Below are 23,650 nucleotides of genomic sequence, written 5' to 3' on the forward strand. Positions count from 1 at the left end.
GCATGGCCCAGGACCCGGTCGCCACCGCCGCCTCGAACAACCCGCTGCTGTCCACCCTGGTGACCGCCGTCAAGCAGGCCGGACTGGTCGACACCCTCAACTCCGCACAGAACATCACCGTCTTCGCTCCCACCAACGACGCCTTCGCCAAGATCCCCAAGGCCGACCTGGACGCCCTGCTCGCCGACAAGGCCAAGCTCACCAAGGTCCTCACCTACCACGTCACCCCCGAACGCCTGGCCCCCGACGCGCTGGCCGGCACCCACAAGACCCTGGAGGGCGGCGACCTCACCGTCACCGGCACCACGCCCGACTTCACCGTCAACGGCAACTCCAAGGTCCTGTGCGGCAACGTCCAAACCGCCAACGCCACCGTCTACATCGTCGACACCGTCCTGATGCCCGCCTCCTGACCCCCCGTCCCACAGAAGGGCCCCTCCCGGCGACCTTCAGTTCTAGGAGTCGTTGCAACACTGCCTGGCTTAGGTGGTGAGTAGATCACGCAAGGTACCCGGCTGGAATCCCCCCAGCCGGGCACCTTGCGTGGGCCGCCGTCGGCAGCCAGGTTACGTTCGGCAGGCACCGAGGCGGTGACGGCCTCGTCCGCCCCCGTGGCGGCCTCGGCGGGGTAGGTCCGGCTCCTGGCACGTTCTTGCGGGCGGCCCGAGGGTGCCGCCTTTGACGCCACGACCGCATTCGGAGCAAATTTCCTATATATGACAAGTTGTCGGTTTACGATCCGCCCGTTCTCGTGCTGACGGACGGAAGGCGGACGCGATGGCGCGTCGATGGTGGATCGGGCTGATGCTGGCGGGCGGCCTCACGGCCGCGGCCCTGCCCTGGGGGCTGCAGTTGGCCACGGCGGCGGCCGGGGACCCGTTCCCCGCTGGGCCGGGCCTGGTGTTCGTGGCCCAGGGCCCGGCCCGCGGGGAGCCCACGACGCTGTACGAGGCCGTCCAGGGGCCCGGGGCGATCACCTTCGCCAAGCAGGGCACGGCGTCCTTCGGCTACAACGCGGTCGGCTACCGCACCGCCGACTACTACCTGTACGGGATCAACGACAACGGCGCGCTGGTGCGCATCGGCCAGGGCGGTGCGGCGACCAACCTCGGGCAGGTGGGCCTGCCGTCCAGTCAGTTCAACTACAATCAGGGCACCTTCGGCGACGGTCCGAGCGCCGACACCCTGTACGTGCGGCTGGCCACCGCCGACCGCAACCTGTACGCGGTGAACGTCGCCGCCCGCACCACCACCCGGATCGCGCTGTCCGCGCAGGTCCCGAACCTCTCGGACTTCGTGTGGGCCTCCGGCTACCTGTGGGGCGTGTACGGCGAGGGCGGCCGGATCTACCGGATCGACCCGGCCACCGGCGAGGTGCTGTCGGTGGCCGCACCCAAGCTGCCCGCCAACCCGTACGGCGCGCAGTGGGTGTACGGCAACGGGAACATCGGCATCTCCAACAACGTCACCGGCACCGTCTACCAGCTGCGCCTGGTCGACCCCGCCTCCGCGACACCGTCCGCGGTGATCGTCTCGGCGACCAAGGGCCCGGCGAACACCCAGAACGACGGTGCCGCCTACCCCGGCGAGAGGGCCGACCTGGCGATCACCAAGACCGGCCCCGCCCAGTGGAACCCGAACGACACCCTCACCTACACCCTGACCGTCACCAACCGCGGCCCCGGCGCCTCCTCGGGCTACGTCGTCACCGACACCCTGCCCGACACGCTGTCCAACGCCGCCACCACCAGCAGCGGCTGCTCGGTGGTCACCGACGACGGCGGGCACCACGTCCTGCAGTGCAGCGGCGGGCCGCTCGCCTCCGGGCAGAGCGCCACCCTCACGGTCACCGGCACCGCACCCGCCACCGCCGGAACCGACTGCACGACCGGCGGCATCAGCAACACCGCGCAGGTCCTCGGCAACGAGGCCGACCCTGACCTGACCAACAACACCTCCTCCTCCACCGCCTGCCCAGCCGGGCTGCCCGCCCCCTCGTTCACCGTCGCCAAGGCCGCCTCGATCGAGGCCCCGGACTTCACCGGCCCCGGCGGCCGCGTCACCTACACCGTCACCGTCACCAACACCGGTGCCCTCGCCTACACCGACGAGGCCCCGGCCTCGTTCACCGACAACCTGGCCAACGTCCTGGACGACGCCGTCCTCGACCCGGCCTCCCTCACCGGCGGCCTGCGGACCACCGCCGAGGGCGTCGCCTGGTCCGGCCCGCTGGACGTCGGCGCCACCCGGACCCTCACCTACAGCGTCGTGGTCGACTCCCCCGGCACCGGCGACCACGTGCTGCGCAACGCCGTCGTGCCCGGCGGCACCGGCACCTGTGCGGATGTATGCCAACGCACCACCCCCGTCGCCGAGTTCACCCTGCGCAAGAGCGCCGCACCCACCACCGCCGTCCCCGGTGACAAGGTCACCTACACGCTGACCGTCACCAACACCGGCGCCGTGCCCTTCGGCACCGGCCCCGGCGCCGCCCCCGCCGCCCACGTCACCGACGACCTCTCCGGCGTCCTCGACGACGCCGACTACGCGGGCGACGCCAGCAACGGCGGCACCCTCACCGGCACCACCCTCGCCTGGGACCTGCCGCTGCCCGTCGGCGCCACCACCACCCTCACCTACAGCGCCACCCTCCGGCCCGGCACCGCGCCCGGCGCCGTGCTGACCAACACCGCCGCTCCCGGCGCCTACGGCGCCTGCACCACCGCCACCGCCTGCACCACCAGCACGCCCGTCACCACGCGCGCCTTCACCATCGCCAAGACCGCCTCCCTCACCACCGCCCGGCCCGGCGACCAGGTCACCTACACCGTCACCGTCACCAACACCGGCACCACCGACTTCACCGCCGACACCCCGGCGGCCTTCACCGACGACCTGTCCGCCGTCCTCGACGACGCCACCTACAACGGCGACGCCACCAACGGCGCCACCGTCACCGGCACCACCCTGACCTGGTCCGGCCCGCTGGCCGCCGGCACCCGCGCCACCATCACCTACAGCGCCACCGTCAACGCCCCCGACACTGGTGACCGCGTCCTGCGCAACACCGCCGTCCCGGGCACCTCCGGCACCTGCGCGGACGACACCTCCTGCATCACCGAGACCACCGTCACCATCCCGTCCCCGTCGCCCAGCCCGTCGCCCACCGGCGACGTCGGACCCACGCCCAGCCCGTCGCCGACCACGGCCAGCCCCTCGCCGACCGTCAGCCCGACCGGCAGCACCGCGCCGAGCCCATCGCCGACCACCACCGGCCCCTCCCCCTCGCCCTCGGCCTCCTCCAGCGCCCCCGCGCCCGCACCGACGTCCAGGGACGGAGGCGGTTCAGGCGGCGGGCACCTACCGCCGACCGGCACGGACGGCGCCGCACCGGCCGCGGCCGCAGCCGGTGCGGCGCTCCTGAGCGGCGCGGCCCTGCTGTGGTGGCGCCGACGCAACCGGCCGCGTCACCACTGACCCACAGCACCATCGCCCCGCGGCGCGACCGGTCATCCGGCCGCGCCGCGGACACATCCCCGCCCTCACCGCGGCTTCGGGTCCGGTTCTTCAGGTCGCCCGAACAGCGCAGCCGCCCGTGCCGGGGTCCGGCACCACTCGCGACGACCGCCTTATGCGCATGTACGCCCCCCCGCGTGGACTCCTCATCCTGGCTTCAGGCTGTGTGTAGATCGCGTAGACGCTCGGCCGGGGTATCCCAACCGAGCGTCTTGCGTGGGCGGCTGTTGAGTTCCCGGGCGACGTGTTCGAGATCCTCGGGACTGTGTCGGCTCAGGTCGGTGCCCTTGGGGAAGTACTGGCGCAGCAGACCGTTGGTGTTCTCGTTCGTGCCGCGCTGCCACGGGCTGGCCCGGTCGCAGAAGTAGACCGGCATCCCGGTGGCCGCTGTGAACTGCTTGTGACGCGCCATCTCGGCTCCCTGATCCCAGGTGAGAGAGCCGCGTAGGTACGGCGGGAAGGCATGGGCGGCGCGGACGAGCCCGTCGTGGACGGCTGCGGAGTCGCGGGAGCCGTCGGGGAGGTGGACCAGCACGGTGTAGCGGGTGGTCCGCTCGACCAGGGTCGCGATGGCCGACCGGCCGAACGCGCCAACAAGCAAGTCCCCTTCCCAGTGCCCCGGCACGGCCCTGTCCTCGACCTCGGCGGGACGGCTGCCGATCATCACCATCGGGTCGTTGAAGCGGGGGATGCGGCGGCCCGGGCCACGTCGCGGCTTGCGGCGCGTTCGACCAGTGCGGACGGCTGTGTGGACTTCCCATCTCAGACCGTCTCTGGCCTGCGCATAAAGTGCTTGATAGACCGTCTCCACGCTCACCCGCATGGTCTGGTCGTCCGGGTGGGCCTTGGCCAGGGCGTGGCAGATCTGTTCCGGAGACCACCGTCTGCGCAGGCCGTCCTGAACGAAGTCGCGCAACGGACCCTCGCGCAGCAGCTTGCGCTCCTTCGGGCGGGGCCTGCGCGCGGCGGCGGCCCTGTGTGCCGCGTAGGGGTGGTAGCCGGCGGCCACCGAGTTTCTCCGCAGCTCGCGCGAGATAGTGCTGGCCGGGCGCCCCAGGGCCCGTCCGATGGCCCGCAGCGACTGGCCCGCGGAGCGGAGGTCGCGTATCCGTTCCCGCTCGGAGAGCGAGAGGAGTCTGGGGTGGAGCTTCTTCTCAAGGGACTTGAGGCTCACCTGCTTCACGGGTGCCGTGGTGATCACATCGGACATCGTGACGGTTCCCGTCGTGTAGTCCACACGTCGACCGTCGGGATAGATCCGCGAGTTGTTGGACTTTCGGATACCCCAGTCCCAGTCCATGGCGGTGCGATGGTGCACCCCGACCTGCTTGGCGGCTTCCCGCCTGGAGACTCCCTCGGCCCGCAGCTTCGTGTACTCCTCGCGCCCAGGGTGTCCCAGGTGCCCGTAGTTCATACCGGCCTTGCGAGCCAGGGCGAACGCCGTATTCACGTTCAGCCCCAGCTCACGCGCCACGGGGGACACACTCCCGACGGCATCAAGCCGCTCGAAGAACAGCCTCTTCAATCCCGGATCAAGCCTCTTACCGCCCATGGTCCTCGCAACTCCCATGATCATGAGTGTTGCGAGGACCGCTAGAACCCAAGGACCTCCGGGAGGGGCCCTCCTGCGCGTGCTGCTCAGGCCCGGACCAGGACGGGCGCGCCGGTCGCTGCCAGCACCTCCCCGGTGGTCACGCCCGGCGCGGTCTCGACGAGCGCCAGGCCCTCGGGGGTGACGTCGAGGACGGCGAGGTCGGTGACGATCCGGTGGACGCAGGCGCGGCCGGTGAGCGGCAGGGTGCAGGTGTCGACGATCTTGGGGGTGCCGTCCTTGGCGGTGTGCTCGGTCAGCACGAGGACGCGGCGGGCGCCGTGGACGAGGTCCATCGCGCCGCCCATGCCCTTGACCATCGCGCCGGGGATCATCCAGTTGGCGAGGTCGCCGCGTGCGGAGACCTGCATCGCACCGAGCACGGCGGTGTCGACGTGCCCGCCGCGGATCATGCCGAAGGAGAGCGCGGAGTCGAAGAACGACGCGCCCGCGAGGACGGTGACGGTCTCCTTGCCGGCGTTGACCAGGTCGGGGTCGACGTCCTGCTCGGCGGGGAAGGGGCCGGTGCCGAGGATGCCGTTCTCGGACTGCAGGACGACGTCGACGCCGGGCGGCAGGTGGTCGGGGATCAGGGTGGGCAGGCCGATGCCGAGGTTGACGTAGCTGCCGGTGGTGAGTTCGCGGGCGGCGCGGGCGGCCATCTGCGGGCGGGTCCAGGGCATCAGGGACGCACCGTCCTCTTCTCGATCGCCTTGTCGGCGGCCTGGGCGGGGGTGAGCGCGACGACGCGCTGCACGAACACGCCGGGCAGGTGGACCCGGTCCGGGTCCAGCTCGCCCGGCTCGACGAGTTCCTCCACCTCGGCGATCGCGATCCGGCCGGCCATCGCGGCGAGCGGGTTGAAGTTGCGGGCGGCGCGGTGGAAGACCAGGTTGCCGTGCCGGTCGCCGCGGGCGGCCCGGACCAGCGCGTAGTCGGTGGTGATGCCCCGCTCCAGGACGAACTCCCGCCCGTCGAAGACGCGTTGCTCCTTGGGCGGGGAGGCGAGCGCGACCGTGCCGTCCGGCGCGTAGCGCCAGGGCAGGCCGCCGTCGGCGACCTGGGTGCCGACCCCGGCCGGGGTGTAGAAGGCGGGGATGCCGCAGCCACCGGCCCGCAGCCGCTCGGCCAGGGTGCCCTGCGGCACCAGCTCCACCTCCAGCTCCCCGCCGAGGTACTGGCGGGCGAACTCCTTGTTCTCGCCGACGTACGAGCCGGTGACCCGGGCGATCCGCCCGGCGGACAGCAGCAGGCCCAGGCCCGCGCCGTCCACGCCGCAGTTGTTCGACACCACCCGCAGTCCGCCCGCGCCCTGCTCGTGCAGGGCGCGGATCAGGGTGGAGGGGATGCCGCTGAGGCCGAAGCCGCCGACGGCCAGCGACGCGCCGTCGGGGACGTCGGCGACCGCCGCGGCCGCGGTGGGACTGACTTTGTCCATGCGTGCTTCCTCGGGGTGGGTGTCAGGTCCGGAGCGCGTCGGAGATCGACTTGGCGCCGCCGTGGGCGGTGTAGCCGCCGTCGACGGGGATCTCGGCGCCGGTGATGAAGGACGCCTCGTCGGAGAGCAGGAAAACCACCAGCCCGGTGACCTCGTCGACGGTGCCGGTGCGGCCGAGCGGGGTCTCGCGCAGGTTGGCTTCGCGGAACGCGGGCGGGGCGGTGGCGGTCATCTCGGTCTCGATGAAGCCGGGGTGGATCGTGTTGACCCGGATGCCGAGCGGCCCGAGTTCCAGGCAGGCGGCCTTGGCGAGGCCGCGCAGCGCCCACTTGCTGGCGGTGTAGGCGACGGGGTAGTGCGCGGTGAGCGCGGCCGCGGAGCCGACGTTGACAATCGAGGAGCCGGGCGGCATCAGCGGGGCGAGGTGCTGCATGCCCAGCAGCGGGCCGGTGGCGTTGACGGCGTGGACGCGGGCGAAGTCCGCGGCGGTGACCTCACCGAGCCGGGCCCGCCAGGTGACGCCCGCGTTGTTGACCAGGCCGTGCACCACGCCGTGCTCGGCCCGCAGGTCGGCTGCCAGCCGGGCCCAGGCATCCGGGTCGGTGACGTCCAGGGCCCGGCAATCGGGGGCGGGGCGGGCGTCGGTGGCGACCACGACGGCGCCCTCGGCGGCCAGCGCCCGGGCCTCGGCCGCGCCCTGGCCCTGGGCGGCGCCGGTGACGACGACCACCCGTCCGGCCAGTCGCCCCTCCCCGGTCACGGGCGGGTCCGGGGACGCGGGCGGGCGGCGGGGATCGGCTGCGGTGCGGCGCCGGGGACGACGGTGTTGGCGGTCGTCCCGATGCTTTCGACGGTGAGGGTGACGGTGTCGCCGACCTTCAGCGGCGCGGGCTGCTGCGCCCCGTTGCGGCCCCAGAGTTCGGCCAGGCAGCCCCCGTTGCCCATGGTGCCGGAGCCGAGCACGTCACCGGGGCGGACGGTGGTGCCGCGCGAGGCGTAGGCGACCAGGTCCTCGAAGGTCCAGCCCATGTTGGAGAGCAGGTCGGTGCCGACGACCAGCCCGTTGACGCTCGCGGTGAGCGCCAGGTGCAGGAAGCCGTCCTCGTCCCGGTGCGGTTCGAGCTCGTCGGCGGTGACCAGCCAGGGGCCGAGGGTGGTGGCGGTGTCCTTGCCCTTGCAGGGGCCCAGGCCCACCTGCATCTCGGCGGACTGCAGGTCGCGGGCCGACCAGTCGTTGAGGACCGTGTAGCCGATGATGTGCGCGCGGGCCTGTTCGGGGGTGAGGTCGCTGCCTTCGAGGCCGATCACCGCCGCGACCTCCAGTTCGAAGTCGAGGGCCTGCGAGCCGGGCGGCACGGGCACGTCGTCGTGGGCGCCGATCACCGCGTAGGGGTTGCCGAAGTAGAACGTCGGTGCGGCGTACCACTGGTCGGGGACGCCCGCGACGCCGTCGACGCTCTTTCGGACGCCTTCGACGTGCTCCTCGAAGGCGACGAAGTCGCGGACGGTGGGCGGCTGGATCGGCGGCAGCAGGCGCACCTCGCCGACGGCCGGGCCGGGCGGACCGGCCAGTGCGGTGCGACCGGCGGCGTGCAGGGCCTCGGCGCCGGAGCGGATCAGGTCGAGCAGGTCGGTGCCGTCGGGCAGCGGGTGCAGGCGGTCGTCGGCGAGCACGCCGCAGTGGCGGCGGCCCTCGTACCGGTAGGTGGCGAAGCGCATGGGGCGGTACCTCCTCGGGTCGGTCGGGGCGGGTCAGACCGGCGGGGCGACGAAGACGCCGCGGTCGACGTCGTTGAAGGACTCCCTGGCGACGATCTCGCTCATAGGGTTGGCGGTGCCCCACTGGTCGGTGACCTCGGGCTGCGAGAAGTCGTAGACGTGCGGGTGCCAGGTGTCCTCGTCCAGGGACTCCAGCTCGGTGGTGTACTCGACCGTGTTGCCGTGCGGGTCGAGGAAGTACGAGAAGGTGTTGTTGCCCGCGAGGTGCCGTCCGGGGCCCCAGATCTTGCGGACGCCCGCCCGCAGCACCCGCCCGGTGCCGTACATGTACTCGTCCAGGCCGCGCAGTTCGAACGAGACGTGGTGCAGCGAGGTGTGCGGGCCCTTGGCGAGGGCCATCGAGTGGTGCTGGTTGCTGATCCGCAGGAAGTGCATGACCTCGCCCATGTGCGGGGAGGACAGCGTGTCGGAGAGCCGGAAGCCGAGGTGCTGCTCGTACCAGCGGCGGGTGCGGTCCAGGTCGGGCGAGTTGAGGACGACGTGGGAGAGCCGGACGGGGATCGACTCCTGGGCCTCGATCCGGCGGTGCCGGCGGGCGGCCACGTCGGCGGAGACCTCGACGGTGCGGCCGTCGCAGTCGAAGAAGCGGAAGCCGTAGCCGCCGCCGGGGGTGTCGACGGCACCCGGGCGGGTGATCAACTGCACGCCCTGGGAGAGCAGTTGCTCGGCGAGGGTGTCGACGTCGGCGGGGCTGGCGGCGCCGTAGGAGACCAGGTCGAGGCGCTTCTCCTCCGCTCGGCGCAGGCGCACCACGTACTGCTCGGGGGAGCCCTCGGCGGCCAGGAAGGAGATCCCGTTGTCGGAGGCGGTCTCGGTCAGGCCCCAGACGCCGGAGTAGAAGTCGAGCTGCTTCTCGAAGTCGGGCACGGCCAGGTCGACGTGCCGCAGGTGGGTGAGCAGGCGGTTCATGGGAATTCTCCTCGGTCAAATGCCCAGCAGGGCAATGGCGTTGGTGCTACGGACGGCGGCGTGGTCGGCGGGCGGCAGACCGGCCTCGGTGAGGGCGGCGAGCGGGTCCTCGGTGCCCATGTCGAACGGGAAGTCGGAGCCGAGCAGCACCCGGTCGGCGCCCGCCGCTCGAACCAACTCCCGTAGCACATGAGGGTCGTGGACGAGGGAGTCGAAGTACAGCCGCCGCAGGTAGGAGCTGGGTTCGTGCGCGCAGCCGCGGGCGTCGGGACGGACGCGCCAGGCGTGGTCGGAGCGGCCGATGTGGGTGGGCAGGTAGCCGCCGCCGTGCGCGGCGATCAGCTTCAGGCCGGGGTGCCGGTCGAGGACCCCGGAGAAGATCAGGTGGGAGAGGGCGACGGCGTTCTCGGCGGGCTGGCCGACGGTGTTCGACAGGTACCAGCGGTCGAGGCGCTCGTCGAGGGTGCAGCCGAAGGGGTGCAGGAACAGCACGGCGCCGGTCTCGGCGGCCCGGGACCAGAACGGTTCGAGGGCCGGGGCGGAGAGCTCCACCCCCGGTGCGTGGCTGGAGAGTTCGACGCCGAGCAGGCCGAGGGACAGCGCGTGGTCGAGTGCCTCGACGGCGAGGTGCGGGTGCTGGAGCGGGATCAGGCCCAGGCCGCGCAGCCGTTCGGGGGCGGCGGCGCAGTGCGCGGCGGTGGCGGTGTGCGCCGCCTCCCAGACCTTGCGCGCCGTCTCCTCGTCGGCCCAGTAGTGGTAGTGCGAGGGCGACGGGGAGACCAGCTGCACGTCGACCCCCTGCGCGTCCATGGCGGCGAGCCGGGCGGCCGGGTCGGTGAGCAGCGGGACGCGGGCGGCGACCATCGGGCCGTTGACGGACAGCGCCTTGGGGCCGTTGCGGCGGGCGTCCAGGGCCCTGGCGTGGGCGAGGCCGACCTGTCCGGCGACGAGGGCTTCGACCTCGGGCAGCAGCAGGTGGGCGTGGACGTCGACGGCGGGGCCGGTCACGGGGCCTCCTTCAGGACGGCGGTGGTGCGGGCCATCAGACCGGGCACGTCGGCATCGCGGACACCGTCCATCAGCCACCGGCCCAGCTGGCAGGAGTTCTCCACCACCATCCGCACCCGCGGCAGCCGCCGGGCGTGGTAGTCGAGCAACAACTGCTCGTCGAACTCCTCGGCACCGGTGAGGAGTTCGGCGAGGACGAGGGCGTCCTCCAGGGACATCGCAGCACCCTGGGCAAGGGTGGGCGGGCAGGCGTGAGCGGCGTCGCCGACCAGCACCACGCGGCCCCGGTGCCAGGGGCCCTCGACCAGGTGCCGGTCGAACCAGGTGTAGTTGACCTGCGCCGGGTCGGTGATGGACGCGGCGATCTGCTCCCAGTGGCCGCCGTACCCGGCCGCCAGGCGGCGCATCTCCTCGGCGTAGTCGGCCGGGTCGATGGTGGCGCGGTCGCGCTTGGGCTCGACCAGGTAGGCGTAGACGGTGTCGGGCCCGGTCGGACAGTAGCCCGCGATGTACGCGGGGCCGCCGTAGGTCAGGTCGGTGCGCTCCACCCCGGCGGGGCGCGGGGCGGGGGTGCGCCAGATCGCCATGCCGGTGGGTTCGGGCCGCTCTTCGATGCCGATCATCGCGCGGGTCGCGGAGGAGATGCCGTCCGCGCCGACCACCAGGTCGTAACGGCCCGAACTCCCGTCGGAGAACTCGACGTCCACCCCCTCCGCGTCGCCCCGCAGGGCGGTGACGGTGGTGCCGAGGCGGACGTTCGCGCCAGACGCCTTCACCGCGTCGATCAGGATGCGCTGCAACTGCGGACGCTGCATGCCCACGGTCGCGGGCAGGTCCTCGCCACCGGTGCGCGCGTCACGCGCGACGTGCAGCACGGTACCGTCGGGAGCGGTGAGGCCGACCTCGTCGAACGCGAAACCCGACGCGCGGACATGCTCCCACACGCCGATCTCGCGCAGGGCCCGAAGTGCGTTGCCCTGCAAGGTGATTCCGGAACCGGAGACGTTCCAGTCCGGCTTGGCCTCGACCAGGTCGACGGCGATCCCGGCCCGGCGCAGCAGCACCGTCAGACCGTTGCCTGCGGTGCCGCCACCGATCACCAGGACGGATCGAACACGGGTGGATGTCATGGGGGTTGCTCCCTGGCGGGTGGGCCGCGCCTCGTCGCACGGCGGACGGGAGAGAACAGGGGAAGGGGGCCGGTCGGCCGAGGGCTGTCCGGGCGCTTCGACCGACCGGCGGTCCGGAGCGGTCGCGCGGACTACTTGACGGCGATCGGGTTGACCGGGGAGCCGACCGCGCCGGTGATCGGCAGCGGGGCAGCGGTCAGCCAGAACTCGTAACGGCCGTCGTCGGCGCAGTGCGCGGCGAGGGCGTCCAGGTCCCACATCTCGCCGATCAGTAGGCCGATGTGGGGGATGGCGACCTGGTGCAGCGGCTGGAAGGCGTGGTCGAACTCGTTGGGCCGCACTTCGAAGCCCCAGGTGTCGGTGGCGATCGCGGCGATCTCGCTGCCGTGCAGCCACCCGGCGGTGGTGAAGGACAGACCGGGCGCCGGGCCACCCGCGTACTCGCCCCAGCCCTCGCGTCGCGCCCGGCTGAGCCGGCCGGTGCGGACGACCACCAGGTCGCCGCGGCCGACGGCCGAACTCGGGCCCTGGGCCTCGACGGTGGCGCGCAGGTGCTCCTCGGTGACCGCGAAGCCGTCGGGCAGTTCGCCGTCGGTGCCGATCGCCCGTCCGACGTCCAGCAGGACGCCGCGTCCGGCGATCTGGTGGGCCATGTGCTCGATGCCGGTGACGAGGTCGCCCTCGGAGGTGACGGTGGTGGCGGCGTCGCGACCGTTCCACGCCTTGCCGTGGTCGAAGATGTGGCCGAGGCCGTCCCACTGGGTGGAGCACTGCAGCGGCATCGCGATCACGTCGTCGGCGCCGCCGATGCCGTGCGGGAAGCCCTGCAGTCCGGCGGCGGCGTCGGTGCCGGTGTCGAGCATGGTGTGCACGGGGTTGGTGCGACGGCGCCAGCCGCGCTGCGGGCCGTCCATGTCGAAGCGCTGGGCGAGCGAGAAGCTGACGCCCTGCCGGATCAGTCCGGCCGCCTGCTGCCGCTTGGCCTCGTCCAGGAAGTTGAGCGTCCCGAGCCGGTCCTCGGCGCCCCAGCGGCCCCAGTTGGAGTACGCCTGCGCGGCGGCGGCTATCGCGCCCTCGGGGTCGGTGCGGTCGAGGCCGCTCACGCCGACTCCCTGACACAGCGGGTGCGCTGCGCGCCCAGGCCGGTGATGGTGCCGTCCATGACGTCGCCGTCGGTGAGGAAGCGGCCCCAGTGCATGCCGTTCCCGGCGGGGCTGCCGGTGAGGACCACGTCGCCGGGCAGCAGCCGGGTGGTCTGCGAGGCGTAGGAGACCATCCGCGCCACGTCGAACAGCATGTCGGCGGTGGACTCGTCCTGCATGGTCTCGCCGTTGAGCTCCAGCGTGACCCGCAGGTCGGCAGGGTTCCCGACGAACGCGGCGGGCACCAGGTAGGGGCCGAGCGGGGTGAAGCCGGGGGCGTTCTTGCAGCGCAGCCAGTCGGTGCCGATCTCCGGCATGTCGCGGCGGAAGACCAGTTCACGGGCGGTCAGGTCGTTGGCGATGGTGTACGCGGCGACGTGCCCGAGCGCCTGCTCGGGGGTGACCCGGTACGCGGGGGCGCCGATGACGGCGGCGAGTTCCAGCTCCCAGTCCGGCTTGGTGCACCAGTGCGGGAGGAGCACGTCGTCGTAGGGGCCGGTGATCGAGGACGGCAGGCCGATGAACACGTACGGCTGGTCCTCGGCGGCCCGGCGGTCCATCATCGCGCCGATCTCGGCGCGGGCCTGCTCGACGGGGCGGGTGTCCTCGGCGGGGCGGTGCGCGACCGCCAGGTCGATCACGTGCTGCCGGTAGTTGGCGCCGGACTGCAGCAACTGCCGGGGCTCGACCGGGGCGAGGGTGCGCAGGCCCTCGACGGGACGCCAGGCGCCGTCCGTCCGGGCCGCCAGGTCGTGCAGGACCGGCAGCGCCTCGGCCCAGCGCTCCAGCAGGTCGCGGGTGGTGGCGGGGCTGCCGAGCGCGGGGCTGCCGCGGAGGTCCAGGACCCGGCCGTCGACGACCAGGCCGGGGAACGGCGCGCCGTCGCCGTCGGCGAACGTGCCGAGGGCGAAGGGGCCGGAGAGTTGCGCGTGTGTTGCCACGAGGTTTCCTCCCGATGCGTTGCGACTAATCTGGCCCCACCGCGGCAATCATGGAAATCGATTCTGCTGATACCCACCATCCACCGGACAGATATGCGGGTGCCCTATGAACCTCGCGACCCTCGACCTCAACCTGGTCCCGGCGCTGCGCGCCCTGCTGGAGGAGCGCAACGTGACCCGGGCGGGGCAGCGGCTCGGGCTCAGCCAGCCCGCCACGAGCGCCGCCCTCGCCCGGCTGCGCAAGCACTTCGACGACGACCTGCTCTCCCGCACGGGCAACAGCTACACCCTCACCCCGCTCGGCACCGCGCTGCTCGCCATGACCGGACCGGCCTGCGACCTGCTGGAACGGGTGTTCACCTGCCAGACGTCCTTCGACCCGGCCACCGCGGAGCGCGAGTTCACCCTGTTCTCCTCCGACTACGGCTCCGCCGTCTTCGGCGCCCCGCTCGCCCGGGCCGTGCACGCCGAGGCGCCCGGCGTCCGGCTGCGCTTCCGGCAGGCCGGCCCGACCCTGGTCGACTCGATCGACGACTTCCTCGGCACCGCCGACGGGCTGCTGCTGCCGCACGGCGTCATCAGCGGCTTCCCCTCCCTCGACCTGTACACCGACCGCTGGGTCTGCCTGCTCGCCGACGACCACCCGGAGGTCGGCGACGCCCTGACCCTGGGCGACCTGGCCCGCCTCCCCTGGGCCGTCTACCAGCGCACCCACGACGCCCCGGCGGCCCGCCAGCTCGCGCTGCTCGGCGTCGAACCGCGGGTCGAGGTCTCCGTGGAGACCTTCCAGCTGCTGCCCGCGATGGTCGCGGGCACCCGCCGGGTCGCCCTGGTCCAGGAACGCCTCGCCGACCGCATCGGCCCGCACGGCGGCGTCCGCACGCTCCCGTGCCCCTTCGACCCCGTACCGCTGGTGGAGGCCTTCTGGTGGCACCCCGTCCACACCCAGGACGCCGCCCACCAGTGGCTGCGCGAGACCGCGGCACGCGTCGGCGCCGAACTGCCGGAGCCGACGCGGCGTCATCCGTCCGATGAATGACGGACGAATGACGACGACGGACACCCGCACGACCGCACGACCGCACGACCGCCGACCGCCGACCGCCGACCGCCCCGGAGGGAGGCCCTCGGCACCCGTCGGCGCTACGACTCGAACGGGCGCAGCAGCTGGGACAGGCCCACCGACAGGTCGACCCGGCGGGGCGTGGCGTCCCAGGCGGTGGTCCACACGACGGGGGCCGCCGGGCTGAGGGCGGCCAGCACGGTGAAGACCACCCGGAACGGGGCGGCGAGCGGGTCCTGGTCGGCGAACGCGAAGAACCGCCGTTCCGCGAAGTAGGCGAGTTCCACCGGGTCCTCGACACCGTCGACGGGCACGCTCAGCTCGCACGCCCCGACCTGCGTCACCGGACCGCCCACCCGGACCGACGGCCACGCCTCGAGGAGCGCCCGCTCCACCTGCTCGAAGCCGAACGTCCAGGATCCGCCGCGCTCCTGGTCCGCCATCACGTGGTACCGGCCCGCCACCGCTCCCCCTTCCCCTCCGCTCCGCGACCCTCAAGGCCCCGGCAGGCTACGGCACGGCCCGTGCACAGCCTCCTTCGTCGCCTCCGCCCGGGGCTGCTGCGGGTCGGCGAGGGTGGTGCAGGTGCCGTCCGCGTCACTGCCTGCCACCCGGAGCCTGCCACGCGCAGCGCGGCTCGCCGTCGGAACGGGCGAACAGGGCCGTCGCAGCAGGGGGTTCAGCCGACCGCCCGCGGAGGTCAGGCCCGTGGCGCGCCGGTCACCGCGGCGAGGGCGGCCGCGAGCGTCGTGCGCAGCTGCTGCGCGTCGGCCCCGGCCCGGGAGCGGAGGTTGACGCCGTGGGCCAGCAGGGCGAGGACCTCGGCCGCGGCGTCCGGGTCGGTTCCGTCGGCGAGTTGGTGCTGCCGCTGGGCGGAGGCGAGAGCGGCGCGGAGGGCGTCGCGCAGGCGCTGGTGCTGCCGGTCGAGGAGGGCCCGGACCCGGGGGTCGCCGTTCTCGGCGCCCGCGTGGGCGTTGGAGACCATGCAGCCCCACTGGGCGTACTCGCCGGTGCAGCGGGTCTCGATCAGTTCGGCGAAGAACTCCGCGATGGCCGGGAGCCCCCGGCCGTCCCCTTCGAGCCGGTCGAGGACGGGTCGCGAGCGGCTGTCGACGTAGCGTTCGAGGGCGGCGCGGTACAGCTCCTGCTTGCCGCCGAACGTCGCATACAGGCTGGAGCGGTTGAGCCCGGTCGCGTCCACGACGTCCTGGATGCCCGTAGTGGCCACGCCCTGACGCCAGAACAGCCGCACCACCGTGTCCAGGGTCGCGTCCGGGTCGAAGTGCTTGACGTCCGCCACCACGCCCCCTCGTCAACTTGGAATGAGGATTCCAGGATATCCGCCCGGAGGGATTGACGCGGTGCACGCCCCGGCCCCTATCTTGGAATGGCCGTTCCAAGTTCTCCGGAGGGAAGAGACCCGATGAGTGTCAACGCCGAGCTGCGCGCGTTCTTCGACCGCCGCCAGGAGCAGATCCCCGCGGACGTCCGCGCCGTCATGCGGCGCGCCGCCCGGGAACTGGCCGCGTCCGGGCAGGCGGAGACCGCCCTGGCCGAGGGGGCGAAGGCCCCGTCCTTCACCCTGCCCTCGGCCACCGGACGGGCCGTCGCCCTGGACGGGCTCCTCGCCGACGGCCCGGTGGTGCTGACCTTCTACCGCGGCTCCTGGTGCCCGTACTGCAACATCGCCCTGCGCTCCCTCCAGCAGCACCACGACGCCGTCACCGCCCGCGGCGCCCGCCTGGTCGCCGTCTCCCCGCAGGTGTCCGACGAATCGCTGTCCTTCGCGGAGAAGAACGAGCTGGCCTTCGACGTGCTGAGCGACACCGGCTGCGACACCGCCAAGCAGTACGGCCTCGCCCACGACCTGCCGGACGACCTCGCGGCCGTCTACGAGGGCCTCGGCATCGACCTCCACCGCTCCAACGCCGGCCACGCCCGCACCCTGCCCCTCCCCGCGACCTACGTCATCGACCGGGCGGGCCTGATCCGCTGGGCCTTCGTCGACACCGACTACACCAGCCGCGCCGAGCCCGCCGACGTCCTCACCGCACTCGACGCCCTCTCCTGACCGGAGGACCGGCCGCACGGGGTGCACCCGGGGAGAGCCGTGTGGTCCCCTGGTCCGACGCCGTCAGCCCGGCAGCCCGTCTCGGAAGAGGACACCGTGGGAGCCACCTTCTACGTCAGCGCCGACCGCTCCGCCGCCCCGGCCTGGCCGTTCACCGAACAGCAGCTCGTCGAGGCCGTGCGACGGCACTGGCCCGAGAGCACCGCCGGCGTGGTGCCCCGTGGCGCCCTGGAGATCGACGTGCGGGTCGGCGACGAGCGCTGCGCGATCGTCTACCACCACGACCTGCGGTTCTTCGCCTTCCGTGACCGGGAGCCGCTCGAAGCGCCCGTCCTCGTCCTCCACACCCTCCTGAAGGACCTCGCCCCCACCACCCCGGCCGTCCGGTGGTCCACCGACGACGGCTCGCCGGAGCCCTTCGACCTCCGAGCCGACGCGGCGCAGGTGGCCGAGGACTTCGGCAGGTAGCACAGGTCCGCCGGTCGCCTCGTCGGGGTCGGGGCGGCCGCGGCGGACGACGGCGTCCCGGCCTCCGGCTCGGCCGGGGCCGCCTGCGCAGACCGCGTCGCGGCCACCCGGCTCACGGGGTGCCGGCGCACAACGTCAAGTGACGCAGCGTCGTGTACGCGAGGTGTCCGTGCCACCTGTCCACCGTCGGTACCCGGCGGGCGAACTGCACGTAGGACGTGCTCCCGTCCAGCACTCCCGTCAGCACTTCGCCGTCCTCGCCCCCGGCTCGCCGTGCGGCGCGGGTACAGGCCATCAGGGCGGCGCCGACCGCGGGGTGGGACGGGCCGTGGGAGTCGGCGGGCCAACGCCTTGCTCCGTCGACACCACCCGCTCCCCGGCGGCTCGACGCCAGGCGTTCGATTCCGACCGCGGCTGCGGCGGGCCGTGACCGCCGACGGCACCCGAGCCCTCGACGCCCTCGACGCCCTCACCGCCACCGACCACCGCCCGGCCGCCACCGCGACCACCGCCCGAAACCTCGCCCGGGCCGCCGTCAGTCGAACGGATGAATCCGGCGACGGCCGCGCCCTCCGTGACCTCCTCGCCGGCTCCGGCGCCCGTAGCGCCTCGGTCGAGAACCGAGCCGCCGCCCTCGAACAGGCTCTCGCCGCCTGCACGCTGGGCAGCGGCAGCCCGTCCGGAGGCAGCCGCGGGCAGGTGGACACCGCGATGGACGGCACCGCCCGGGTGCTCGAAAACGCACCGTTCGACCCGGGCGCGCCCGGAGGGGGCCCACTTGAACAACGCCCGCCCGATCCCCGAGCATCGGACCCCCGGGCATCGGACCCGGGCACTCCCGTCGAGCACCGAACACGTCTTGAAACACTGAGACTTGCCGTTCCGGCCTGCGAGGTCGGCCCGTCCCGTGACACCGGATACGGAGCCCTGATTGCCTGTCACCCCCGCGGACATCGCCGCCACCACCCACGCCTACCTCCAGCGCCATCCCGGCGAACGCGCCCGGCTCCAGCCGCTGCTGGACCTGTCGGCCTCCGCGACCGACCCGACCGACCCGACCGACCAGACCACCCCGCCCGCGCAGGTCACCTGCAGCGGCGTCGTCGTCGACCGCGACCTGCGCGTCCTGCACGTCCGCCGCCGGGCCACCGGACTGCTCCGGTGCCCCGGCGGGCACGGCGGGCCCACCGACGGGAGCCTGCTGGCGACCGCGGTCCGCGGGGTCGCCGAGGAGACCGGCATCCCGCCCGGGGCGCTCTGCCTCACCCCCCACCTGCTCGACGCCCCCGTCGACATCGGCACCGACCTCGACGTCGACGACCTCGACCCGAACCCCGCCGGGGGCGAAGGCGCCCACCGGCACTACGACTTCCGCTTCGTCCTGCACCTCGTCGACGACGAGCCGCCACCCGTACGCCTCCGGCCCGACGAGGTCACCGGAGCCGAGTGGCGCCCGCTGGCCGAGGTCCCCTCCCCCGCCCTGCGCGCCAAACTCCTCCGCGCGGGCCTGACCGGCGTCCCGGAGCCGGTGAACGCCTCCGCCCTCGTCCACGACGGCCGCGGCCGGTACCTGCTCCACCTGCGCGACAACCACCCGCACATCTGGGCACCGGGCGAGTGGAGCCTGCTCGGCGGCGGACGCGAACCGCAGGACGCCACGATCGAGGCCACGCTGCGGCGCGAACTCGCCGAGGAGGCACCCGGGTTGCACCTCGGCGCGGTCGAGCCGCTGACCGTCGAGTGGACGAGCGACCGCCACGGCCTGGCCGTTCCGATCCAGATCTTCGCCACCCGCTGGGACGGCCACCCCGACCAGGTGGGCCTGCGCGAAGGCGTCCTCGTGCACTGGGTGGGCCCCGAGGACCTGCACCGCCTCGTTCTGCGCGACTCCACCCGCCGCCTCGTCCAGGAGCACGCCGCCGTCCCGACCACCGCCGTCTCGACCGCCGCCGTCCCGCCCGTCGCCCGACCGCCCCTCGCCCGACCGCCCGCCGCCCGGCCCCGGCCCGCCGCGCCGGTGAGCGACCCGGTCACTCGCGTCGTCGGAGTGCACCTCGTCCTGACCGACCACGGCCGCGTGCTGCTCGGCCGCCGCCACAACACCCGCTACGCCGACCGCCTCTGGCACACCCCGGCCAGCCACCTGGTGCCGGGCGAGTCCGTCACCGCCGCGATGGTGCGCGAGGCTGAGGAGGAACTCGGCATCACCATCGCCGAGGGCGACCTCGAACTCCTCCACGCCCTGCACCACCTGGACGTCGACGGCCGCAGCCGCGTGCAGCTCTTCTTCGGCGTCCCCCGCTACGAGGGCGCGCTCCGCAACGCCGAACCGGACAAGTGCTCCGCGCTGGAGTGGTGGCCGCTCGACGACCTGCCCGCCGACACCGTCCCGTACACCGCGCACACCCTGCACCGGATCGCCCTCGGCCAGCGGGTGTCCGTCCTCGGCTGGCCGGCGTGACCACCGGCCCCGCCCACCACCGCCACCGCCGCGGCGGCCACGCGCGGCCCCACCGCGACCTCGGCTTCACCGACCCGGGACCGGCCGGTCCGGTCCCCCTCACCTGGAGTGCCCCGTGACCACCGACGCCCACCCGCTGTCCGCCCCGATGTTCCACCCGCTGTCCGACCCGCTGGCCCGGGCCCGGGCGGACGGCGTCGAACGCACCACCGCCGGCGTCCTGCTCACCGACCCGGCCGGCCGCGTCCTGCTGCTGCGCCGCGCGCCCGGCACGCTGCAGGCCGGGCTGTGGGAGCTGCCCGGCGGCGGCACCGAACCGGGCGAGGAGCTCGTCGCGGCCGCTCTACGCGAGCTGGACGAGGAGAGCGGCCTCACGCGCGTCCGCGTCACCGCCCACCTCGGCTCCGCGGACCGCACCGACTCCCGCGGCGCCCGTACCCGCGCGCACGTGATCGCCGCCCACCTCGACCACCCGCAGGAGGTACGGCTGTCCCCCGAGCACGACCAACACGCATGGGTCCTGCCCGCCGATCTGCCGGAGCCGATCGCCGCCCACGAAGCGGACCTGATCCGCCGTCACACCGCGCCGCCGCCCGCCCTGCCCGGGCACCGGCCACTGCCCGCCTACCTGCCCACCATCCCCGCCGCCCCGATGTGGGGCTCCGTCTTCTTCACCACCGAGGACGGGAGGGCCGTCCTGCTGCGCGCCACCGACCCGGCCAAGGGCCTCCAGTGGGCGGGCGGCGACGTCGAGTTCACCGACCCGAGTCCGCTGCACACCGCGGTGCGCGAGTGCGCGGAGGAGACCGGCATCCTCCTGCCGCCCGACCCGGACCGGCTGCCGCTGCTGGCCACCGTCTTCGAACGGCCCGCGGGCGGCTGGCCCGCCAAGGTCGGATTCGCCTTCCACGGCGGCGCGTTGACCCCCGCGCAGGTGGCCGGGATCCGCCTCGACCCGGCCGAGCACACCGAGGTCGTCCTGCTGTCCCGCGACGAACTGGCCGCACACACCGACCCCCGCCGCGCGCAGCTCACCCTCGCCGTCCTGGACGCGGCACGCACCGGCGTGCCCGCCTACGTCGTCCGCTGACACCGACCGGCCCCGCCGCGCCCCGGCCCGTCCCCTCCGGAGGCCCGACCCGATGACCGACCCGATGACCGACTCCCCGCCCCCCGGCCTGCTCGCCTGGGCCGCCGCCCACCTGCCCGGCCCGGTCACGGCGGCCGACTGCTCCTGGCCGCGGGCCACCTCGCGGGTGTGGCGCCTCACCGGCCCGGACGGCGGCGCCGCCTTCGTCAAGATCAGCCCGGACGACGGCGCGTTCACCCGCGAGGTGACCGGCTACGCCCACGCCTCCCGCAGCTTGGCGGAGGGACGGGCGCCGCGGCTGCTGGCGAGCGAGCCGCGGCTGCGTGCGCTCCTCAGCACGGCACTGCCCGGCCGCGTCGTGCGCGACCTGCCGCTGGAGCGGGGCGTGGAGCAGCGGCTGCACGAGGACGCCGGACGGCTGCTGCGGCACTGGCACGACCGCTCGGACGCGGGCACCGCCGTCCACCGGGCGCAGGTGCGCGAGGCGATGGGCGCCCACGCCCGGGAGGCCGCCGAGTGCCGGGAGGCCCTGGCCGGGCAGGTCCCGGACGACGTGCTCTCCCTCGTCGGCGCCGCGGCCGCCGAGATCCCCGCCCTGGCCGACCGGCTGCCGCTGCTCTTCCTGCACGGCGACTACGCGACCCGCAACTGGCTCATCGACACCGCCACCGGTCGGCACGCCCTGATCGACTTCGAACGGTCCCGCTACGGCCTGGTCGTCGAGGAGTTCGTCTGGCTGCTGGGCGCGCTGTGGCCCGAACGTCCCGATCTGCGCGAGGCCTTCTCCACCGGCTACGGCCGCCCGCTCGAACCGGTCGAGGAGCGGCTGCTGTTGCTGCTGACCGTCCGGCTCGGCGCCTCCTACCTGCGCACCGGTCTGCGCGAGGGCCGAGCGGACCTGCAGGAGCGCGGCCGCCTCGCCCTCGCTCGCGCGGCCGTCCACCGCACGCGCACCTGACCCGCGCCACCGCCCGCCCCGCCCCGCGGAGGAGGACGCTGCCGCTGCTCCGGCCCCGACACGATCACCGTCCTGGTCCCCCACCGCCTCGGCCCCGCCGTCGCCTGCCCCCCGTTACCGTCTTCGTGGCCCCGCAATGGGGCTCCCGGCCTCCGGTCCGGCATGACTGTTCCCCCCTGTAGTTCGCATGATCCGGGGGGTGGTGTCACCGGGCCGGAGGCATCGGTAGACCGCTGATAGAGACAGGACCACCAGCGTGCTGGGAGGCTCTTCGTAACGTGGATGCCGGCGACTGGTGCCACGCCAACGAGGCCGGGGCAGCACGACCTCGTAAGGGAACAGCGTGATCGACACCGGCGATGTGGACGTCTTCCTCGGCCTGGACGTCGGCAAGGGCGCGCACTCTCGGCGCCGTCCGGCCCTTGGCCCCGCGCATGTTCGAGCGCCTCGTCGAGGACATCCTCACCGCGCTCGACGAGCAGACCGTCATTGTCCCGGGCACCGAGGCGGCCGCGCTGATCGTGCCGAGCCTGGCCGGCTCCCTGCGGGCCGTCCTCGACCAGCGCAAGCTCCTGGAGAAGCGGATCCAGGAACTGCTGGACGAGCACCCCCTGTCCAAGATCCTCACCTCCATGCCAGGCATCGGCACCCGGACGGGCGCTCGCGTCCTGATCGACGTCGGCGACGCGAGCGCGTTCCCGACCGCCGCCCACCTCGCCTCCTACGCCGGCCTCGCCCCGGCGACCCGCAGTTCCGGGTCCTCCATACGCGGCGAGCAACCCTCCCGCTGGGGCAACAAGCAGCTGAAACGGGCGTTCTTCCTGGCCGCGTTCGCCTCGCTCAGCGACCCGGCCTCCCGCGCCTACTACGACAAGAAGATCGGCCAGAGCAAACGCCACACCCAAGCACTCCTCTGCCTGGCCAGACGCCGAGTCGACGTCCTGTTCGCCATGCTCCGCGACGGGACCTTCTACGAGCCCCGGCCAGCCGAAGCGGTCAGCTAAGACCGTGTCCTACGTGGTGGTGGCTCGTTGATCGGGGCATGGGGCGGGGTACATGGAGTTGGATTGTTCCGGACGGGTTGTGGGAGTTGGCCAGGCCGCTGATCCCGCCGGACCGGGTGCGGCCGCAGGGCGGCGGGACGCAGAACACGCCTGATGAGACGCTGTTCGCGGCGATCGTCTACGTGCTGGTCAGTGGGTGCGCCTGGCGTGCACTGCCGCCCTGCTTCGGGGTCTCCAAGTCCACCGTCCATCGTCGCTTCCTGATCTGGACGCGAGCCGGGGTGTGGGGCCGGCTGCACGAGGCGGTCCTGCAACGCCTCGGCGACACAGGTCTGTTGGACGTCTCCCGCGCCGTGCTCGACTCCGCGCACGTCAGGGCCAAAAAAGGGGTGGACTCACAGGTCCGAGCCCCGTGGACCGGGGCAAACAGGGCTCCAAGATGCACATCCTGTCGGACGCGGGCGGACTGCCCCTGGTCGTTGCCGTCACCGCGGGCAACACACATGACAGCAAGGCCCTGAAGCCCGTGGTCGAGGCCTACCTGATGAGACAGCACACCTGGGGCGACCGCTACCAAAAGCCCGGACGCCTTCACGCCGACAAAGCGTACGACGTGCCCCACCTGCGAAAGTGGCTGCGCGGCAAGCGCATCGGCGTCCGCATCGCGCGCAAGGGCATCGAATCGAGCGAACGCCTCGGACGCCGCCGATGGGTCATCGAACGCACGATGTCGTGGCTGACCGGCTACCGCAGACTCAACCACCGCTACGAACGGAACCCCGTCAACTACCTGGCCTTCCTTGGCCTCGCCGCCACCCTCTGCTGCTACAAGCGACTGGCAAGCCTCACCACGTAGGACACGGTCTTACTGGGCGTTTCACCCATGAAAACGCTGGTTGATGCGGATTCTCGAGCTGTCCAGTCGGGTTCCAAGGGATGGCTTCTGAGGTGGGTGTGACCGGTGTGACGCATGCGCGCGAAAGCCCGCCGGAGATGCGCACTCCGTCCTGTCTCATTCCAAGAAGCCGGTCTCGATGGCATCTGTCCCCGGCAGTACGAGGTCCATGGCCAAGACGGTGAT

The 23,650-nt window shown here is 73.1% G+C and carries 21 protein-coding genes and 1 pseudogene; 10 read left to right on the top strand and 12 right to left on the bottom strand.

From position 1 onward, the window contains the following. Nucleotides 1-413 (top strand): fasciclin domain-containing protein (locus QSK52_RS37690; protein WP_285740797.1); only part of this gene is annotated, 413 nt, incomplete at its 5' end. Nucleotides 414-777: 364 nt separating this feature from the next. Beyond that, complete coding sequence (locus QSK52_RS37695) at nucleotides 778-3,477, top strand: DUF11 domain-containing protein (RefSeq protein WP_285740798.1); 2,700 nt, start codon at nucleotides 778-780, stop codon at nucleotides 3,475-3,477. Between the two features lie 196 nt (nucleotides 3,478-3,673). On the opposite strand, the gene QSK52_RS37700 is transcribed toward QSK52_RS37695, so the two are convergent. The 10 genes from QSK52_RS37700 to QSK52_RS37745 form a co-directional block, all read right to left on the bottom strand. After that, nucleotides 3,674-4,816, bottom strand: a complete 1,143-nt coding sequence (locus QSK52_RS37700) for an IS30 family transposase (protein WP_285740817.1) — start codon at nucleotides 4,814-4,816, stop codon at nucleotides 3,674-3,676. A gap of 338 nt (nucleotides 4,817-5,154) precedes the next feature. Next, complete coding sequence (locus tag QSK52_RS37705; protein WP_285740799.1) at nucleotides 5,155-5,790, bottom strand: 3-oxoacid CoA-transferase subunit B; 636 nt, start codon at nucleotides 5,788-5,790, stop codon at nucleotides 5,155-5,157. After that, nucleotides 5,790-6,545 carry a CoA transferase subunit A gene (locus QSK52_RS37710; RefSeq protein WP_285740800.1) on the bottom strand — a complete coding sequence of 252 codons (756 nt, stop codon included), beginning with the start codon at nucleotides 6,543-6,545 and terminating at the stop codon, nucleotides 5,790-5,792. The genes QSK52_RS37705 and QSK52_RS37710 overlap by 1 nt, the downstream gene beginning before the upstream one ends. A 22-nt stretch (nucleotides 6,546-6,567) precedes the next feature. Next, entirely contained in the window at nucleotides 6,568-7,305 is a 738-nt protein-coding gene (locus QSK52_RS37715) for an SDR family NAD(P)-dependent oxidoreductase (protein WP_285740801.1), read from the bottom strand. Then, nucleotides 7,302-8,264: a fumarylacetoacetate hydrolase family protein gene (locus QSK52_RS37720; RefSeq protein WP_285740802.1), complete on the bottom strand. Its 963-nt coding sequence runs from the start codon at nucleotides 8,262-8,264 to the stop codon at nucleotides 7,302-7,304. The genes QSK52_RS37715 and QSK52_RS37720 overlap by 4 nt, the downstream gene beginning before the upstream one ends. A gap of 33 nt (nucleotides 8,265-8,297) precedes the next feature. Continuing rightward, nucleotides 8,298-9,233 (bottom strand): VOC family protein, encoded by a 936-nt coding sequence (locus QSK52_RS37725; protein ID WP_285740803.1) that lies wholly within the window; start codon nucleotides 9,231-9,233, stop codon nucleotides 8,298-8,300. 15 nt (nucleotides 9,234-9,248) lie between these two features. Continuing rightward, nucleotides 9,249-10,241 (bottom strand): amidohydrolase family protein, encoded by a 993-nt coding sequence (locus tag QSK52_RS37730; protein ID WP_285740804.1) that lies wholly within the window; start codon nucleotides 10,239-10,241, stop codon nucleotides 9,249-9,251. Next, nucleotides 10,238-11,371: an FAD-dependent oxidoreductase gene (locus QSK52_RS37735; protein WP_285740805.1), complete on the bottom strand. Its 1,134-nt coding sequence runs from the start codon at nucleotides 11,369-11,371 to the stop codon at nucleotides 10,238-10,240. The genes QSK52_RS37730 and QSK52_RS37735 overlap by 4 nt, the downstream gene beginning before the upstream one ends. A gap of 131 nt (nucleotides 11,372-11,502) precedes the next feature. Then, nucleotides 11,503-12,474 carry a cyclase family protein gene (locus tag QSK52_RS37740; RefSeq protein WP_285740806.1) on the bottom strand — a complete coding sequence of 324 codons (972 nt, stop codon included), beginning with the start codon at nucleotides 12,472-12,474 and terminating at the stop codon, nucleotides 11,503-11,505. After that, the gene (locus QSK52_RS37745; protein WP_285740807.1) at nucleotides 12,471-13,454 is read right to left on the bottom strand and encodes a fumarylacetoacetate hydrolase family protein; all 984 of its coding nucleotides are present in this window, start codon (nucleotides 13,452-13,454) and stop codon (nucleotides 12,471-12,473) included. The genes QSK52_RS37740 and QSK52_RS37745 overlap by 4 nt, the downstream gene beginning before the upstream one ends. Nucleotides 13,455-13,560: 106 nt before the next feature. Here QSK52_RS37745 and QSK52_RS37750 point away from each other — a divergent pair, with 106 nt between their 5' ends. Next, nucleotides 13,561-14,493 carry a LysR family transcriptional regulator gene (locus tag QSK52_RS37750; protein WP_285740808.1) on the top strand — a complete coding sequence of 311 codons (933 nt, stop codon included), beginning with the start codon at nucleotides 13,561-13,563 and terminating at the stop codon, nucleotides 14,491-14,493. Nucleotides 14,494-14,597: 104 nt separating this feature from the next. Here QSK52_RS37750 and QSK52_RS37755 read toward each other — a convergent pair whose 3' ends face one another. Together QSK52_RS37755 and QSK52_RS37760 are read right to left on the bottom strand one after the other, a co-directional pair. Then, entirely contained in the window at nucleotides 14,598-14,981 is a 384-nt protein-coding gene (locus tag QSK52_RS37755) for a hypothetical protein (RefSeq protein ID WP_285740809.1), read from the bottom strand. Between the two features lie 236 nt (nucleotides 14,982-15,217). Beyond that, the gene (locus tag QSK52_RS37760; RefSeq protein WP_285740810.1) at nucleotides 15,218-15,817 is read right to left on the bottom strand and encodes a TetR/AcrR family transcriptional regulator; all 600 of its coding nucleotides are present in this window, start codon (nucleotides 15,815-15,817) and stop codon (nucleotides 15,218-15,220) included. Between the two features lie 123 nt (nucleotides 15,818-15,940). Here QSK52_RS37760 and QSK52_RS37765 point away from each other — a divergent pair, with 123 nt between their 5' ends. The 7 genes and pseudogenes from QSK52_RS37765 to QSK52_RS37795 all read left to right on the top strand — a co-directional run bounded on the left by QSK52_RS37765 (nucleotide 15,941) and on the right by QSK52_RS37795 (nucleotide 23,425). Continuing rightward, nucleotides 15,941-16,588 (top strand): peroxiredoxin-like family protein, encoded by a 648-nt coding sequence (locus QSK52_RS37765; RefSeq protein ID WP_285740811.1) that lies wholly within the window; start codon nucleotides 15,941-15,943, stop codon nucleotides 16,586-16,588. 96 nt (nucleotides 16,589-16,684) lie between these two features. After that, nucleotides 16,685-17,056 carry a hypothetical protein gene (locus QSK52_RS37770; protein ID WP_285740812.1) on the top strand — a complete coding sequence of 124 codons (372 nt, stop codon included), beginning with the start codon at nucleotides 16,685-16,687 and terminating at the stop codon, nucleotides 17,054-17,056. Between the two features lie 931 nt (nucleotides 17,057-17,987). Continuing rightward, the gene (locus tag QSK52_RS37775) at nucleotides 17,988-19,517 is read left to right on the top strand and encodes an NUDIX hydrolase (RefSeq protein ID WP_285740813.1); all 1,530 of its coding nucleotides are present in this window, start codon (nucleotides 17,988-17,990) and stop codon (nucleotides 19,515-19,517) included. Between the two features lie 115 nt (nucleotides 19,518-19,632). Further along, on the top strand, nucleotides 19,633-20,607 hold the full coding sequence (locus QSK52_RS37780) for an NUDIX hydrolase (protein ID WP_285740814.1): 975 nt from the start codon (nucleotides 19,633-19,635) through the stop codon (nucleotides 20,605-20,607). A 52-nt stretch (nucleotides 20,608-20,659) separates the two neighbouring features. After that, nucleotides 20,660-21,565, top strand: coding sequence for an aminoglycoside phosphotransferase family protein (locus QSK52_RS37785; RefSeq protein WP_285740815.1), 906 nt, complete (start codon nucleotides 20,660-20,662; stop codon nucleotides 21,563-21,565). Between the two features lie 422 nt (nucleotides 21,566-21,987). Then, nucleotides 21,988-22,569: pseudogene (locus tag QSK52_RS37790) on the top strand (transposase); the annotation flags it as partial. A gap of 38 nt (nucleotides 22,570-22,607) precedes the next feature. After that, a protein-coding gene (locus QSK52_RS37795) for an IS5 family transposase (protein ID WP_285740816.1) occupies nucleotides 22,608-23,425 on the top strand; the annotation gives its coding sequence in 2 pieces (ribosomal slippage) (nucleotides 22,608-22,965 and nucleotides 22,965-23,425; 819 coding nt in all). The last annotated feature ends 225 nt before the right edge of the window (nucleotides 23,426-23,650 follow it).

The organism is Kitasatospora phosalacinea, from assembly GCF_030268885.1.
Taxonomy (GTDB): Bacteria; Actinomycetota; Actinomycetes; order Streptomycetales; family Streptomycetaceae; genus Kitasatospora; species Kitasatospora phosalacinea_C.

Coding starts and splice junctions, on each gene's coding strand:
- QSK52_RS37695 (WP_285740798.1), top strand. CDS start 778: ATGGCGCGTCGATGGTGGATCGGGCTGATGCTGGCGGGCGGCCTCACG.
- QSK52_RS37700 (WP_285740817.1), bottom strand. CDS start 4,816: ATGGACTGGGACTGGGGTATCCGAAAGTCCAACAACTCGCGGATCTAT.
- QSK52_RS37705 (WP_285740799.1), bottom strand. CDS start 5,790: ATGCCCTGGACCCGCCCGCAGATGGCCGCCCGCGCCGCCCGCGAACTC.
- QSK52_RS37710 (WP_285740800.1), bottom strand. CDS start 6,545: ATGGACAAAGTCAGTCCCACCGCGGCCGCGGCGGTCGCCGACGTCCCC.
- QSK52_RS37720 (WP_285740802.1), bottom strand. CDS start 8,264: ATGCGCTTCGCCACCTACCGGTACGAGGGCCGCCGCCACTGCGGCGTG.
- QSK52_RS37725 (WP_285740803.1), bottom strand. CDS start 9,233: ATGAACCGCCTGCTCACCCACCTGCGGCACGTCGACCTGGCCGTGCCC.
- QSK52_RS37735 (WP_285740805.1), bottom strand. CDS start 11,371: ATGACATCCACCCGTGTTCGATCCGTCCTGGTGATCGGTGGCGGCACC.
- QSK52_RS37750 (WP_285740808.1), top strand. CDS start 13,561: ATGAACCTCGCGACCCTCGACCTCAACCTGGTCCCGGCGCTGCGCGCC.
- QSK52_RS37765 (WP_285740811.1), top strand. CDS start 15,941: ATGAGTGTCAACGCCGAGCTGCGCGCGTTCTTCGACCGCCGCCAGGAG.
- QSK52_RS37785 (WP_285740815.1), top strand. CDS start 20,660: ATGACCGACCCGATGACCGACTCCCCGCCCCCCGGCCTGCTCGCCTGG.